The sequence below is a fragment of the Pseudomonas sp. NPDC090201 genome (assembly GCF_044746825.1).
GTDB classification, from domain to species: Bacteria; Pseudomonadota; Gammaproteobacteria; order Pseudomonadales; family Pseudomonadaceae; genus Aquipseudomonas; species Aquipseudomonas putida_AD.
The window spans coordinates 54,490-68,762 of sequence record NZ_JBIVCX010000006.1 but is presented as its reverse complement, the minus strand read 5'-3'; the positions used below and the strand labels follow the sequence as shown (position 1 = coordinate 68,762).

At 60.9% G+C, this 14,273-nt stretch carries 12 protein-coding genes; 6 read left to right on the top strand and 6 right to left on the bottom strand.

Translation table 11 applies throughout. The annotated features are described in order from the left end of the window. Positions 1-84: 84 nt before the first annotated feature. The 3 genes from leuA to xseA form a co-directional block, all read right to left on the bottom strand. Positions 85-1,770: a 2-isopropylmalate synthase gene (leuA, locus tag ACIPOO_RS17970; RefSeq protein WP_400608765.1), complete on the bottom strand. Its 1,686-nt coding sequence runs from the start codon at positions 1,768-1,770 to the stop codon at positions 85-87. A gap of 411 nt (positions 1,771-2,181) precedes the next feature. Next, positions 2,182-3,024, bottom strand: coding sequence for a peptidoglycan DD-metalloendopeptidase family protein (locus ACIPOO_RS17965; RefSeq protein ID WP_400608764.1), 843 nt, complete (start codon positions 3,022-3,024; stop codon positions 2,182-2,184). A 3-nt stretch (positions 3,025-3,027) separates the two neighbouring features. Next, positions 3,028-4,407, bottom strand: a complete 1,380-nt coding sequence (gene xseA, locus ACIPOO_RS17960) for an exodeoxyribonuclease VII large subunit (protein ID WP_400608937.1) — start codon at positions 4,405-4,407, stop codon at positions 3,028-3,030. Positions 4,408-4,606: 199 nt separating this feature from the next. Here xseA and ACIPOO_RS17955 point away from each other — a divergent pair, with 199 nt between their 5' ends. The 4 genes from ACIPOO_RS17955 to guaA all read left to right on the top strand — a co-directional run bounded on the left by ACIPOO_RS17955 (position 4,607) and on the right by guaA (position 9,287). Then, a complete protein-coding gene (locus ACIPOO_RS17955) occupies positions 4,607-5,392 on the top strand; it encodes a sulfite exporter TauE/SafE family protein (RefSeq protein WP_400608763.1) in 786 nt (261 codons plus the stop codon). A 72-nt stretch (positions 5,393-5,464) separates the two neighbouring features. Beyond that, on the top strand, positions 5,465-6,013 hold the full coding sequence (locus ACIPOO_RS17950; RefSeq protein ID WP_274133807.1) for a sugar ABC transporter ATPase: 549 nt from the start codon (positions 5,465-5,467) through the stop codon (positions 6,011-6,013). A 126-nt stretch (positions 6,014-6,139) separates the two neighbouring features. Further along, a complete protein-coding gene (gene guaB, locus ACIPOO_RS17945; RefSeq protein WP_274133806.1) occupies positions 6,140-7,609 on the top strand; it encodes an IMP dehydrogenase in 1,470 nt (489 codons plus the stop codon). A 100-nt stretch (positions 7,610-7,709) separates the two neighbouring features. Continuing rightward, a complete protein-coding gene (guaA, locus tag ACIPOO_RS17940; protein ID WP_274133805.1) occupies positions 7,710-9,287 on the top strand; it encodes a glutamine-hydrolyzing GMP synthase in 1,578 nt (525 codons plus the stop codon). 327 nt (positions 9,288-9,614) lie between these two features. Here guaA and ACIPOO_RS17935 read toward each other — a convergent pair whose 3' ends face one another. Continuing rightward, complete coding sequence (locus ACIPOO_RS17935) at positions 9,615-10,229, bottom strand: GAD-like domain-containing protein (RefSeq protein ID WP_400608762.1); 615 nt, start codon at positions 10,227-10,229, stop codon at positions 9,615-9,617. Further along, positions 10,226-10,516, bottom strand: a complete 291-nt coding sequence (locus ACIPOO_RS17930) for a polymorphic toxin type 15 domain-containing protein (protein ID WP_400608761.1) — start codon at positions 10,514-10,516, stop codon at positions 10,226-10,228. Before ACIPOO_RS17930 ends, ACIPOO_RS17935 begins: the two co-directional genes overlap by 4 nt. A 125-nt stretch (positions 10,517-10,641) precedes the next feature. On the opposite strand from ACIPOO_RS17930, the gene ACIPOO_RS17925 reads away from it, so the two are divergent. Both ACIPOO_RS17925 and tadA read left to right on the top strand, forming a co-directional pair. Further along, a complete protein-coding gene (locus ACIPOO_RS17925; RefSeq protein WP_400608760.1) occupies positions 10,642-12,015 on the top strand; it encodes a multicopper oxidase family protein in 1,374 nt (457 codons plus the stop codon). Continuing rightward, on the top strand, positions 12,015-12,497 hold the full coding sequence (gene tadA / locus ACIPOO_RS17920) for a tRNA adenosine(34) deaminase TadA (protein WP_400608759.1): 483 nt from the start codon (positions 12,015-12,017) through the stop codon (positions 12,495-12,497). The genes ACIPOO_RS17925 and tadA overlap by 1 nt, the downstream gene beginning before the upstream one ends. Before the next feature lie 139 nt (positions 12,498-12,636). Here the strand turns inward: tadA and mltF are convergent, their stop codons facing one another. After that, the gene (mltF, locus tag ACIPOO_RS17915; protein WP_400608758.1) at positions 12,637-14,097 is read right to left on the bottom strand and encodes a membrane-bound lytic murein transglycosylase MltF; all 1,461 of its coding nucleotides are present in this window, start codon (positions 14,095-14,097) and stop codon (positions 12,637-12,639) included. Positions 14,098-14,273 lie beyond the last annotated feature (176 nt).

The following is a 14,273-nucleotide window of genomic DNA, read 5'->3' as shown; positions in this document are numbered from 1 at the left end:
GGCGTTCACAGATCTATCGACCACCTCAACACCCGTAGCAGCACGGCTTGCCGGCGGGGGCGTCCTTGAGAACGCCCCCGGCCATCAGGCAGCTTTGGCGGCCACTTCTGCCTGGATCAAACCACGGTTCAGCGCACTGAACAGCGCCTTGAAGCTCGCAGTAGTGATGTTTTCATCGATGCCCACGCCGTGTACCGCACGGTCGCCGTTCACGCGCAACTCGATGTAGGCAGCGGCCTTGGCTGTGGTGCCCGCACCGATGGCGTGTTCGTTGTAGTCCATGATCTCCACCGGAACCGGCAGGCCGGCGACCAGTGCTTCCAGCGCACCGTTGCCCTTGCCGCGCCAGTGCAGGTTGCTCTCGCCGTCACCTTTGCCAGTGACCTCGACTTCCACCGCACTGTGGCCGTTCTCTTCCTGCAGGCGATGGCTGACCAGCGCGTACGGCTTGTTGGCTTGCAGGTACTCGTTCTTGAACAGCGAGTAGATCTGCTGCGCAGTCATTTCCAGGCCCAGACGGTCGGTTTCACCCTGAACCACCTGGCTGAACTCGATCTGCATGCGACGAGGCAGGGAGATGCCGTATTCCTGTTCCAGCAAGTAGGTGATACCACCCTTGCCAGACTGGCTGTTCACACGAATCACCGCTTCGTAGCTGCGGCCGATGTCTGCCGGGTCGATCGGCAGGTACGGCACTTCCCACAGCGCATCTTCTTTCTGCTGGGTGAAGCCCTTGCGAATGGCGTCCTGGTGCGAGCCGGAGAACGCGGTGTGAACCAGGTCACCGACGTACGGATGACGTGGGTGAACCGGAATCTGGTTGCACTCCTCGACGACCTTGCGCACGCCGTCGATGTCGGAAAAGTCCAGTTGCGGGTTCAGACCCTGGGTGTACATGTTGAGGGCAACAGTCACCAGGTCGACGTTACCGGTGCGCTCGCCGTTGCCGAACAGGCAGCCTTCGACGCGATCGGCACCGGCCATCAGGCCCAGCTCGGTCGCGGCAACGCCGGTGCCACGGTCGTTGTGGGTGTGCAGGCTGATGATGACGCTGTCACGACGGTTGATGTTGCGGCAGAACCACTCGATCTGGTCGGCGTAGATGTTGGGCGTCGCCACTTCAACGGTGGCCGGCAGGTTGAGGATCACCTTGTTCTGCGGCGTGGCGTTCCACACTTCGATCACGGCGTCACACACTTCCTTGGCGAAATCGAGTTCGGTGGCGCTGAAGGTTTCAGGCGAGTACTCGAACTGCCACTGGGTTTCCGGCTGCTGGGCGGCGTATTTGACGAACAGCTTGGCCGCGTTGACCGCGATGGCCTTGATGCCGTCCTTGTCCTGGTTGAACACGATGCGACGGAAAGAAGGGGAGGTGGCGTTGTACAGGTGAACGATGGCCTTCTTGGCGCCACGCAAGGATTCGAAGGTACGGGCAATCAGGTCTTCACGGCCCTGGGTCAGCACCTGGATGGTGGTGTCGTCCGGGATGTGGCCATCTTCGATCAGGGTACGCACGAAGTCGAAGTCGGTCTGCGAGGCCGCAGGGAACGAGGCTTCGATTTCCTTCACGCCCACCTGCACCAGGGTTTTCCAGAAGCGCAGTTTCTTGACCGAGTCCATTGGCTCGATCAGCGATTGGTTACCGTCGCGCAGGTCAGAGCTGCACCAGATCGGCACTTCGGTGATGGTCTTGGAAGGCCAGGTGCGATCAGGCAGGTCGATGACAGGAAACGGACGGTACTTCTTCGAGGGATCTTTGAGCATGGTCATGTGAATAATCCTTTTTGTACTCAGGGCCGAGAGAAGGCGGCCAACCGGTTGTTACGAATAGAGGGGGCGAGGCACCGCAATTCAACCTGGCAGTCGTGCACTGACGAGACTGAGGCAGCGATGTTGACGCAGCAGGATGAGGGTTTGAGCGGTTTTCATAGGTCCAACCGTAACCAATGGGGTGAAAGCTGGCAAGTAGTTGGAAAAAATTGGGAGGAAATGTCGAGAATGGGTGTTTTAGGTGATCTGCTAGCGAATTTCGGTGTGAGATTGAGATTTTATTGCCGGACATATTTAGTCCGCGCAACTCAATCATGTAGGAGCGCGCTTGCCCGCGACCGCAGTGTGTCAGGTTAATCATCCTGGATGACACACCGCGGTCGCGGGCAAGCGCGCTCCTACAGTTCGGTGTTACGGCTGGAAGGCGTTAATAAAAATTGCCGGATCCACTCGCGCATCGTTCAGGCTCACGTTCCAGTGCATGTGCGGCCCTGTCGCACGCCCCGTCGAACCCACACGCCCGACCACACCACCACGAGCCACGGCGTCCCCGACCTTTACGTCGATCTTCGACATATGGCAGAACATGCTGATAAAGCCCTGGCCGTGATCCACGAACACCGTGTTGCCATTGAAGAAGTAATTGCCGATCAGGATCACCTTGCCGGCTGCTGGCGATTTGATCGGCGTGCCCGCCGGCACCGCGAAGTCCAGACCTGCGTGGGGGTTGCGCTCTTCGCCATTGAAGAAGCGGCGCACGCCGAACTTGCTCGACAGCGGGCCATCGACCGGTTTGTCCAGCAACAGGTTGCTCGGCGTAACCGGGCTGAAACTGCGATAGGCGCGAACCTGCACGTCCAGTTCCTGCTCGATACGCTTCAGATCATCCGGATTCGGATTGACCTGGCGCTGATTCTTCAGGGTGATGTGCTGCTCGGGGTATTTCTTGTTGCCCACGCTGAACGGCAGGTTGCGACCGCCGCTGCTGACCTGCTGTGAGGTGCCCGGTTTGACGCTCAGCGGGATGCCGACAATCGCCAGCCAGCGCGCGTCCTGATCCTTGACCACCAGCACCGGTTTGCCTTGGAACGTGGCCTTGGGCGCTTGCGCCGACGTGCCCAGATCGACCACGGCAACGCCACCCGGCACGGGCTTGTTCAGCAGGCGGGAAATGTAGCTGTCAGCATGGGCCGGAAGCGCCAGGCACATCGCCAGCGCAGCGCCAGCCAGAGAGCGGGAAATAAAAGGCAGCATCGATCAATCCAGAAGAGAAAGGGTGACGGGCGTCAGGTGGTTGTCTTCCACACGCACTTGCAGTTCGCCCTCGGCCAGCTTCGCGGTCAGGCGTTGCCCGGTTTGCGTCTGTTCGGCCGAGCGAATGGCCCTGCCGCGATCATCCAGCAGAATGCTGTAGCCACGGCCAAGGGTCGCCAACGGGCTGACCACGTTCAGCGTCTGCACCTGGCTTTGCAGTTGCAGGCGGCGGGTCTTGATATTTTCCTTTATGGCCCGGGGCAGGCGCTCGGCCAGCACATCCAGGCGCTGGCGCAGGAAGGCCAGGGTACGCCCCGGGTGCTGCGCGGCCAGCCGGCTCTCCAGATGGCCCATGCGCACCTGGCGTTTGTGCATCTGCTGCTCGAAGGCGCGACGCATGCGCATGTCCAGATCATCCAGACGCTGGGCACGCTGACGCAGACGCTCGCCGGGATGGCGCAGGCGGCGGGAGATGCCGTCCAGCCGCAGCTTCTCGCGCATCAGACGATCCTGCATGCGGCTGACCAGGCGCCGTTGCAAACTGTCGACGCGCCGATGCAGGTCGCTGGAATCCGGGGCCAGCAGTTCGGCGGCGGCCGAGGGCGTGGGGGCGCGCACGTCGGCCACGAAATCACTGATCGAGACATCGGTTTCGTGTCCGACCGCGCTGACGATGGGCGTCACGCAGGCATCGATGGCGCGGGCCACGGCCTCTTCGTTGAAGCACCACAGATCTTCCAGCGAACCGCCGCCACGGGCCAGAATCAGCGCATCGAAGCCTCGGGCATCGGCGAGCTTGAGCGCGCGCACGATCTGGGCAATCGCCTCGCGGCCTTGCACGGCGGTGGGGATCAGGGTCAGCTCGACCTGCGGCGCACGGCGGCGGAACACGCTGATGATGTCGCGGATCACCGCGCCCGTGGGCGAACTGATGATGCCGATGCGCTGCGGATGCAGGGGCAGGGCGACCTTGCGTTCGGCGCTGAACAGCCCTTCGGCGTTGAGCTTGTCCTTCAGGGCATCGAACGCCATCCGCAACGCGCCATCGCCGGCGGGCTCCACGGTGTCGAGAATCAGCTGGTAATCGCCGCGCCCTTCGAACAGCGAAACCTTGCCGCGCACTTTGACCGCCAGGCCGTCCTTGAGCACCTGCCGAACCCGCGCCGCATTGCTGCGAAACAGCGCGCAACGCACTTGGGCACCGCTGTCCTTGAGGGTGAAGTAGACGTGGCCCGAGGCCGGGCGCGACAGGTTGGAGATCTCGCCCTCGACCCAGATGTTCGAAAACACATCTTCCAGCAGCACGCGCGCACGGCCGTTGAGCTGGCTGACAGTGAGGACTTCCCGGTCAAGGCCGAGTCTTGCGAAGGGGTCTTTGATCATGGCAGGCATGATAAAGGCATTGCGGGCTAGCCCACCACCGTTGTCACGCTTTTGCCCGTGTAGGAGCGCGCTTGCCCGCGATTGCGGTGTGTCAGGTTCAACGCCGTCAATGTCACACCGCAATCGTCCGCATGCGGCCCAGACCAAGCGCGCTCCTATATTATCCTCCCCGCACCGTACCCCTTCCAAGGAGGAAACAATGCTCGCCGCGCTCAACGACCTTTCGGTCGCCTTCGACCAATTGGGCCTGACCCCGACCGACTGGCTGTTCATCGAAGCCGGCGTCATCGCCGCTTACCTGGTCTTCGCCATCGCAGGCTTCGGCACGGCGCTGGTCGCAGGCCCGGTGCTGATCCACTTCATGCCGCTGTCGCGGATCATCCCCCTGCTGGTGATGCTGGATTTTCTCGCCGCATTCAGCCACCTGCTGCCGTCGCGGCAATCGGTGGTGCGCTCAGAGCTGTTTCGCATGGTGCCGTGCATGGCGGTCGGCTGCACCCTGGGCGTGCTGTTTCTGCTCAACCTCAAATCCGACGTCCTTCTATTAATGATGGGCCTGTTTCTGATCGGTTATTCGGTCTACAGCCTGGCCGTGAAAGTGCGTCCGACCCAGTTGTCTGCCGCATGGTCGATTCCCATGGGTACCACGGGCGGGCTGTTCGGCGCGCTGTTCGGCAGCGGCGGCTTTCTCTACGCGATCTACCTCAACGGCCGGCTGACCGACAAGGTCCAGGCCCGCGCCACGCAGAACGCGCTCATCAGTTGCAGCACCATCGTGCGTCTTAGCCTGTTCGTGATCACTGGCGTTTACGCGCAGATGTCCCTGCTGGTGCTGGCGGTCTGTCTGTTACCGGCGATGATCGTCGGCTCGTGGGTGGGGCGGCATCTGGTCATGCGCATGTCGCGGGAGATGTTCGTGCGCTTGGTGACCTGGATGGTGCTCATCAGCGGCATCACCCTGATCGGTCGCTACCTGGCCGGTTAAGGTCAATACTTGACGTGACCGGCGCGGGCATTAAGCTGCGCGCCCCGATTCAATGTCAGTGGCAGGCCCGTCATGAACACCCAGAGCATCATCGTCCCGCAAATCTCCAGCTTTCCGGCCCACGAAGCCAAGGCCCGGGCGATCCTGCGCTGGCTGGTGAAGCTGGACGTGGTTGAAGAGTCGCTGACCACCTGTGGGCGCAGCTTCAATCGCATGGCCTACGCGATTGCCCCCGGCGCTCGGCGTTTTGTCGAGAATCCCGACGCGCTGCCCTATGGCCAGGCCATCAACGGGCTGGAGATCGTGCTCAAGCGCTGCATCTACACCCCGCAGCAGGGGTTCAAGGAGGAGGCGGGGTGCCCGGAGTGCCGGCGCGAGATCGGCGAAGCGCTGTTTGACAGCCTCGAAGAATGGACCCCTAAGCACACCGACAACTTCATGTGCCCCGAGTGTCGCTTCGAAGACGACATCAACGGCTTTCTGTTTCTCGACCCCTGCGGCTTCTCCAACCTGGGCTTCATCTTCAATAACTGGCTGGATGCAGGCTTCAAACCGGCGTTTCTCGAAGAATTCGCCGAGCGGCTGGATCGCCCGGTGTCGTGGGTCAAAGTCCGTCTGTAGACAGGTTTTCGGTCGATAGCGAGCAACTATCAAGAACATTATCAAATTGCCTGATCTTTACATTGAGCAAGGGCAGGTGTCTGGGTATAATGGCGCGCTTCCATTTTCCCGCTCGGGAGCCCAGCGATGCTGCGTATCAGCCAAGAAGCCCTTACATTCGACGACATTCTCCTTGTGCCCGGTTATTCCGAGGTGCTTCCCAACGAAGTCAGTCTGAAAACCCGATTGACCCGTGGCATCGAACTGAACATCCCCCTCGTTTCCGCCGCTATGGACACCGTCACTGAAGCCCGTCTGGCAATCGCCATGGCTCAGGAAGGCGGCATCGGCATCATCCACAAGAACATGACCGTCGAGCAGCAAGCTGCCGAAGTGCGCAAGGTCAAGAAGTTCGAAGCGGGTGTGGTCAAGGATCCTATCACCATCGAGGCGGATGCAACGGTTCGTGACCTGTTCGAACTGACCCGTCTGCACAACATTTCCGGCGTACCGGTCCTGCATGACGGCGAACTCGTCGGCATCGTGACCTCCCGTGACGTGCGTTTCGAAAACCGTCTGGACGTGCCTGTCCGCGAAGTGATGACGCCTAAAGAGCGCCTGGTCACTGTCCGCGAAGGCGCCGACAAGAACGAAGTGCGCGAGCTGCTGCACAAGCATCGCCTTGAAAAAGTCCTGATCGTCGACGGCAAGTTCGCGCTCAAGGGCATGATGACCGTCAAGGACATCGAAAAAGCCAAGGCCTACCCGCTGGCCAGCAAGGACGATCAAGGTCGTCTGCGCGTCGGCGCTGCCGTCGGCACCGGTAAAGACACCGGCGAGCGCGTCACCGCCCTGGTCGCAGCCGGCGTTGACGTCATCGTCGTCGACACCGCCCACGGCCACTCCAAAGGCGTGATCGACCGCGTTCGCTGGGTCAAGCAGAACTTCCCTGAAGTGCAGGTCATCGGCGGCAACATCGCCACCGGCGCTGCCGCTCGCGCACTGGTCGAAGCCGGCGCTGACGGCGTCAAAGTCGGTATCGGCCCAGGCTCCATCTGCACCACCCGCATCGTTGCCGGTGTCGGCGTGCCGCAGATCAGCGCCGTCGCCAACGTGGCCGCTGCACTGGAAGGCACCGACGTTCCCCTGATCGCCGATGGCGGCATCCGTTTCTCCGGTGACCTGTCCAAGGCCATCGTGGCCGGCGCCTCGTGCGTGATGATGGGTTCGATGTTCGCCGGTACCGAAGAAGCACCGGGCGAGATCGAGCTGTTCCAGGGCCGTTCCTACAAGGCTTACCGCGGCATGGGTTCGCTGGGTGCGATGTCCCAGGCGCAAGGCTCCTCGGACCGTTACTTCCAGGATTCGTCGGCAGGTGCCGAGAAGCTGGTGCCGGAAGGCATCGAAGGCCGTGTCGCCTACAAGGGTTCGCTGTCTGCCATCATCCATCAACTGATGGGCGGCCTGCGTTCTTCCATGGGCTACACCGGCAGCGCCGACATTCAGGAAATGCGCACCAAGCCTGAATTCGTCCGCATCACCGGCGCCGGCATGGCCGAATCCCACGTCCACGACGTACAGATCACCAAGGAAGCGCCGAACTATCGCGTAGGTTGATCTGAAATACGCCTGATCTTTCAGGCGTATTTCTGGAATTCTGTAGCGGGGCTGTTCATTACAGCCCCGTCTTGTTTCTGATTTTCGACGAGAATGACTCATGGCCCTCGACATTCACGCCCACCGCATCCTGATCCTGGACTTCGGTTCCCAGTACACCCAACTGATCGCCCGTCGCGTTCGCGAGATCGGTGTCTACTGTGAGCTGCACCCTTTCGACATGGACGACGAAGCGATTCGCGAATTCGCTCCCAAAGGCGTCATCCTCGCCGGTGGTCCCGAGTCCGTACACGAAGCCAACAGCCCGCGCTGCCCGCAAGCCGTGTTTGACCTGGGCGTTCCGGTTTTCGGTATCTGCTACGGCATGCAGACCATGGCCGAGCAGCTGGGCGGCAAGGTCGAAGGCTCCGAGCTGCGTGAGTTCGGTTACGCCCGTGTCGACGTGGTCGGCAAGAGCCGCCTGCTCGACGGCATCGAAGACCACGTCGACGCCGACGGCCTGCTGGGCCTGGACGTCTGGATGAGCCACGGTGACAAGGTCACTAAACTGCCGTCCGAATTCCACATCCTCGCCAGCACCCCAAGCTGCCCTATCGCCGGCATGGCCGACGACGCCCGTGGCTACTATGGCGTGCAGTTCCACCCTGAAGTGACCCACACCAAGCAGGGCGGTCGCATCCTGTCGCGCTTCGTGCTCGACATCTGCGGTTGCGAAGCACTGTGGACCCCTTCGAAGATTGCCGAAGACGCCATCGCCCAGGTTCGCGCCCAGGTCGGTACCGACAACGTCCTGCTGGGCCTGTCCGGCGGCGTCGACTCCTCGGTTGTCGCGGCCCTGCTGCACAAGGCCATTGGCGACCAGCTGACCTGCGTTTTCGTCGACAACGGCCTGCTGCGCCTGCACGAAGGTGAGCAAGTGATGGCCATGTTCGCCGAGAACATGGGCGTCAAGGTCATCCGCGCCAACGCCGAAGAGCAGTTCCTCAGCAACCTGGAAGGCGAAGCCGACCCGGAGAAGAAGCGCAAGATCATCGGCCGTACCTTCATCGACGTGTTCGATGCAGAGTCCACCAAGCTGCACAACATCAAGTACCTGGCCCAGGGCACCATCTACCCTGACGTGATCGAGTCCGCTGGCGCCAAGAGCGGCAAGGCTCACGTCATCAAGTCGCACCACAACGTGGGCGGCCTGCCGGAAGAGATGAACCTGAAACTGGTCGAGCCACTGCGCGAACTGTTCAAGGACGAAGTCCGTCGTCTGGGCCTGGAACTGGGCCTGCCGTACGACATGGTCTACCGCCATCCGTTCCCGGGCCCGGGCTTGGGCGTGCGCATCCTGGGTGAAGTGAAGAAGGAATACGCCGACCTGCTGCGTCGCGCCGACCACATCTTCATCGAAGAACTGCGCAAGGCCGACTGGTACCACAAGGTCAGCCAGGCCTTCGTCGTGTTCCAGCCAGTGAAGTCGGTTGGCGTGGTCGGCGACGGCCGCCGTTACGCCTGGGTCGTCGCACTGCGCGCCGTCGAAACCATCGACTTCATGACCGCACGCTGGGCGCACCTGCCATACGAACTGCTGGAAACCGTCAGCGGCCGTATCATCAACGAAATCGACGGCATCTCCCGCGTCACTTACGACGTGTCGAGCAAGCCGCCGGCGACGATTGAGTGGGAATGATCGGGCGTCCGGCATTGCCCGGCACGATCTAGCAAGAAATGCCCTGGAGCCCGCTTAATTGCGGGCTTTTGGCTTTTTGGGTCTGGCAATCCAGACCTTCTTTTGAACAGTTCAGGGATCGAATGAACACTGCACTAGTGTTTCCGTTAGCAATCACTTTCGCGTGGTACTGACAGCATCAGCCAGTTGCTGAGCTCAAGAGAGCATCAACGCTCAGAGCGACTCACTCCGATCAATGAGCTATTGCGGCTGCGGTGAAGTTGGCCAGCACGTCGATGCTGTCGAAGATCGCGCCCTACACGCCGCTATAGCTGCTGATCGCTTTATTCAACGCCGCAACTGATCAAGAATCATCAGGTGAACAGGCATGTCCACTTTAACCATATGTTCTAGATCAGCCTTCCCGCCAATACACAGTGCAGGCTCAAATGCGTACATCTCATCTTCACCCACGGGCCCAAGTTTCTGCACTGCACGCTGGAAGAGGGGCTTGCCTTGATTATCTTCAAAATCGAGACTTTCTCGGCTTGAGGAACCAAGGAAAATCCCTAGTGTTCTGTCTGGGTGGGGGTTGGGTTTGTGTAACTGGTTTTTCAGCGCGACGATGCCGCCTGCCAGGCTTGAAATCGTGATTTTGCGCTGATACCGCTCTCCCCAGGCATACAGCGAACCAAAGGCATCTCTGGCGATGACATGGTAGTTATCGATTTCCTCAAGGCCGCTGCCTTGCAGCCAGCTATCAAGCGTTGCCTTGTGCGGCGCTGGATCGACGATCCAGAACAACCCGTCGGCATAAGAGCACCACCCCTCGTTCTGCCAGTAACCCAGCAGGGCGTCCGGCAAGATGGATCGGTACCTGTCGATACTTGATCCGGGCACTTCTCGACGGGTGTTTGCTTCACCCAGGTTGTCGATAAGCGACTGAAAAAATTCGTCTCTCAATTTTGACGTCCTCTTAGTAACTCCAGCCTGACGTTCATCTTCGCCTCCCCGGAACCATTGGCGATGGCTGAAGACACGGCTCCATCCAAACCTTTCAATCGGCTCGGCCAACTGCCTCCGATCGAGGAGTTGACCAATGAGTCGCCCATTCTGACAGGCTCGGGACTGAACCAGCCACCTGCTACCATGTCCGGGTCGTGCAACGCGGCCAGGTGGGAGCGAATCGCCTTGGCTGGACGTGCCTTTAGCGTCCTGCGTGACGCATGTAGGGCCTGAGCAGGTAACAATTTGTGACGCCAAGGTCGGGCTTGAGATCAGGCACCCGCTTAAGGTTTTGCCGATGCGCCTGTATCCTGTTCGCGCTTCGTACCGGTTCGCATATGCGTTGATCATCGCTTTCAGAGTCCCTCACATGTCTTTCACCCGTCGACAAATTCTCGGAGGCCTTGCCGGTCTTGCCATTGTTGGCCTGGGCGCCGGTGGTGCATCACGATACTGGCTGGGTCGCACCGGGCCGGGGGAGGGGCATGATTACGAATTGATCGCGGCACCGCTTGATGTGGAGTTGGTGAGCGGGCATCAGACGCCTGCCTGGGCGTTTGGCGGATCGGCCCCGGGCACGGAGCTGCGGGTGCGTCAGGGCGACTGGTTGCGGGTGCGGTTCATCAATCACCTGCCGGTGGAGACGACCATTCATTGGCATGGCATTCGTCTGCCGCTGGAGATGGACGGTGTGCCCTACGTCTCGCAGTTGCCGGTCAAGCCGGGCGAGTATTTCGATTACAAATTCCGCGTTCCGGATGCGGGCAGCTATTGGTATCACCCCCACGTCAGCAGCAGTGAGGAACTGGGGCGTGGGCTGGTGGGGCCTTTGATTGTCGAGGAGCGCGAGCCTACGGGTTTCCTGCATGAGCGCACGGTGAGCCTCAAGAGCTGGCACGTGGACGAGCAGGGCGCGTTTACCGAGTTCAGCATCACCCGGGAAGCCGCGCGTGAGGGCACGGCGGGGCGGTTGTCGACCATCAATGGCGTGCCCCAGGGCGTGATCGAATTGCCCGCCGGGCAGATCACCCGGGTGCGGATTCTCAACCTCGACAATACCGTGACCTATCGGCTTAACCTGCCGGATGCCGAAGCGATGATCTATGCGCTGGACGGCAACCCGGTCAAGCCGCGCCCGCTGGGCAAGGATTACTGGCTGGGGCCGGGGATGCGCATCTGTCTGGCGATCAAGGCGCCGGCGGCGGGTGAGGAGTTGTCATTGCGCAACGGCCCGGTGCGGCTGGGCACTTTCCGTTCTGTCGCCAACAACGACGCAGCCACTGACTGGCCGCCTGAGTTGCCCGCTAACCCGGTGGCCGAGCCTGATCTGGCCAACGCCGAGAAGCTGAATTTCAATTTCGAATGGGCGGGCGCGGTGTCGGTCAATACCGATAACGGCAAGCCGCCGAGCCTGTGGCAGATCAACGGCCAGGCCTGGGACATCACCGACAAGACCTGCGCCGACCGGCCCATCGCCAGGCTTGAAAAGGGCAAGAGTTACATCTTCGAACTGAAGAACATGACTCAGTATCAGCACCCCATTCACCTGCACGGCATGAGCTTCAAGGTGATCGCGTCGAATCGCAAAGAGGTGATCCCTTATTTCACCGACACCTATCTGTTAGGACGAAACGAGCGCGCACGGGTGGCGCTGGTAGCGGATAATCCCGGCGTGTGGATGTTCCACTGCCATGTGATCGATCACATGGAGACCGGTCTTATGGCAGCTATCGAGGTTTCTTAATGCGGCAGCCGCAAATCATTGATCGCAGCCGCGATCAGCATTTCATGCGCGAGGCCCTGGCCCTGGCCGCCGAAGGGGCGATGCTGGGCGAGGTGCCGGTGGGCGCGGTAGTGGTGCACGATGGCGTCATCGTCGGGCGGGGCTACAACTGTCCCATCAGCGGCAATGATCCCAGCGCCCATGCAGAAATGGTCGCCATTCGCGACGCCGCCCAGGCGCTGAGCAATTACCGTCTGCCGGGCAGTACGCTGTACGTGACGCTGGAGCCGTGCAGCATGTGCGCGGGGCTGATCGTGCATTCGCGTATTGGCCGGGTGGTGTATGGCGCTACCGAGCCCAAGGCCGGCGTGGTGCAGAGTCAGGGGCAGTTCTTTACCCAGCCGTTTCTCAACCATCGGGTGCTGTTCGAGGGCGGCGTGCTGGGGGAGGAGTGCGGGACGATACTGAGTGAGTTTTTCAGGATGAGACGGGCGAAGGGCTGAGGGATCACCTCAGGTGGCGCATCAAACACCGTCCCTGTAGGAGCGCGCTTGCCCGCGACGGCGTTCATCCAGACACCGCTGCATTGACTGACCCACCGCAGTCGCGGGCAAGCGCGCTCCTCCAGGGCATTTGCAGATTCTAGAGAGGTGCCTTGTCTTCCGGCGGCTTGGTCTTGTCGACGCCCGGCACGTGCAGGGCGCCTTCGGCCACCTGGCTGCCTTCGAGCTGCGGCTGGGTCACCCAGGTCAAAATGTCGTAGTAGCGGCGGATGTTGGCCACGAAGCTGACCGGCTCACCGCCACGGGCGTAGCCGTAGCGGGTCTTGCTGTACCACTTCTTCTGGGAAAGACGCGGCAGCATCTTTTTCACGTCCAGCCATTTGTTCGGGTTCAGGCCTTCGTTTTCAGCCAGCTTGCGGGCGTCATCGAGGTGGCCGGTGCCGATGTTGTAGGACGCCAGCGCAAGCCAGGTGCGATCAGGCTCCTGAATCGAGTCGTCCAGTTGCTCTTTCACGTAGGCAAAATACTTGGCGCCACCCTGGATGCTTTGCTTGGCGTCCAGCCGGTTGGACACGCCCATGGCCTGCGCGGTGCTCTGGGTCAGCATCATCAGGCCACGCACGCCGGTCTTGGAGGTCACGGCCGGTTGCCAGAGTGATTCCTGGTAACCGATGGCGGCCAGCAGGCGCCAATCGACCTGCTCCTGCTTGGCGGCGGCCTGGAAATGCTTCTCGTATTTGGGCAGACGTTCCTGCAGATGCTGGGCAAAGGTATAGGCGCCGACATACCCCAGAACGTCCACATGCCCGTAATAGCGGTCCTTGAGCCGCTGCAGCATGCCGTTCTTCTGCATCTTGTCGAGGAAGGTGTTGATCTCGTTGAGCAGGCTGTTGTCGTCGCCCAGCGCCACGGCCCAGCGTTGATCGCGGCCATCGCCCAGGTCGAACGCCACGCGTACGTTCGGGAAATACACCTGGTTCATCGCCAGTTCGTTGGAATCCACTAGGGTCAGATCGATCTGCCCTTCATCGACCATCCGCAGCAGATCGACCACTTCGACCTGATCGGACTCTTCATAGTTGATGCCGGGGTACTTCACTTTCAGGGCCGCCAGCTGCTCGGCGTGGCTGCTGCCCTTGAGCACGAGGATTTTCTTGCCCACCAGATCGCCAGGGTCGGTCGGGCGGTTCTGGCCATTGCGGTAGATGACCTGCGGCGTCACTTCCAGATACGAATGGGAGAAGCGCACCTGTTTGGCGCGGTTCTCGGTGCTGACAAGGCCCGCTGCCGCCAGTACCGGGCCGCCGGGTTTGTTCATCTGGTCGAAGAGGTCGTCCAGGTTGTCAGCGGTTTCGATCTTCAGTTCGACGCCCAGATCGTCGGCGAAGCGCTTGACCAGTTCGTATTCGAAACCGGTTTCACCGTTGCGATCCTGGAAATAAGTGGCCGGGCTGTTGCGAGTGACAACGCGCAGGACGCCATCCTCCTTGACTCGTTCCAGTGTGTTGGGTTTTTCAACACAGGCACCGAGCAGCAGGAAGATTCCGGTTGCGATGAGCCACTTGGCGCAGCGTGGGCGGAAATCCGATGGGGAAAACATCGGTGCAGTATACGCAAAGCGCCGTTGCCGCCATATCTCGACAGCGATGATTGCGTCTGATAGAGCAGTAGGATTTTTTACCAATTCGGCACGGCAAACGGCAAACCCCGATATTCGGGTGCGTCCGGCCCATGGTTTCGGGTGCTGAAAGTGACGGTTTAGGCTAGAATGCGGGG

Coding starts and splice junctions, on each gene's coding strand:
- guaA (WP_274133805.1), top strand. CDS start 7,710: ATGGCCCTCGACATTCACGCCCACCGCATCCTGATCCTGGACTTCGGT.
- ACIPOO_RS17955 (WP_400608763.1), top strand. CDS start 4,607: ATGCTCGCCGCGCTCAACGACCTTTCGGTCGCCTTCGACCAATTGGGC.
- ACIPOO_RS17950 (WP_274133807.1), top strand. CDS start 5,465: ATGAACACCCAGAGCATCATCGTCCCGCAAATCTCCAGCTTTCCGGCC.
- xseA (WP_400608937.1), bottom strand. CDS start 4,407: ATGATCAAAGACCCCTTCGCAAGACTCGGCCTTGACCGGGAAGTCCTC.
- mltF (WP_400608758.1), bottom strand. CDS start 14,097: ATGTTTTCCCCATCGGATTTCCGCCCACGCTGCGCCAAGTGGCTCATC.
- ACIPOO_RS17965 (WP_400608764.1), bottom strand. CDS start 3,024: ATGCTGCCTTTTATTTCCCGCTCTCTGGCTGGCGCTGCGCTGGCGATG.
- leuA (WP_400608765.1), bottom strand. CDS start 1,770: ATGACCATGCTCAAAGATCCCTCGAAGAAGTACCGTCCGTTTCCTGTC.
- tadA (WP_400608759.1), top strand. CDS start 12,015: ATGCGGCAGCCGCAAATCATTGATCGCAGCCGCGATCAGCATTTCATG.
- guaB (WP_274133806.1), top strand. CDS start 6,140: ATGCTGCGTATCAGCCAAGAAGCCCTTACATTCGACGACATTCTCCTT.
- ACIPOO_RS17925 (WP_400608760.1), top strand. CDS start 10,642: ATGTCTTTCACCCGTCGACAAATTCTCGGAGGCCTTGCCGGTCTTGCC.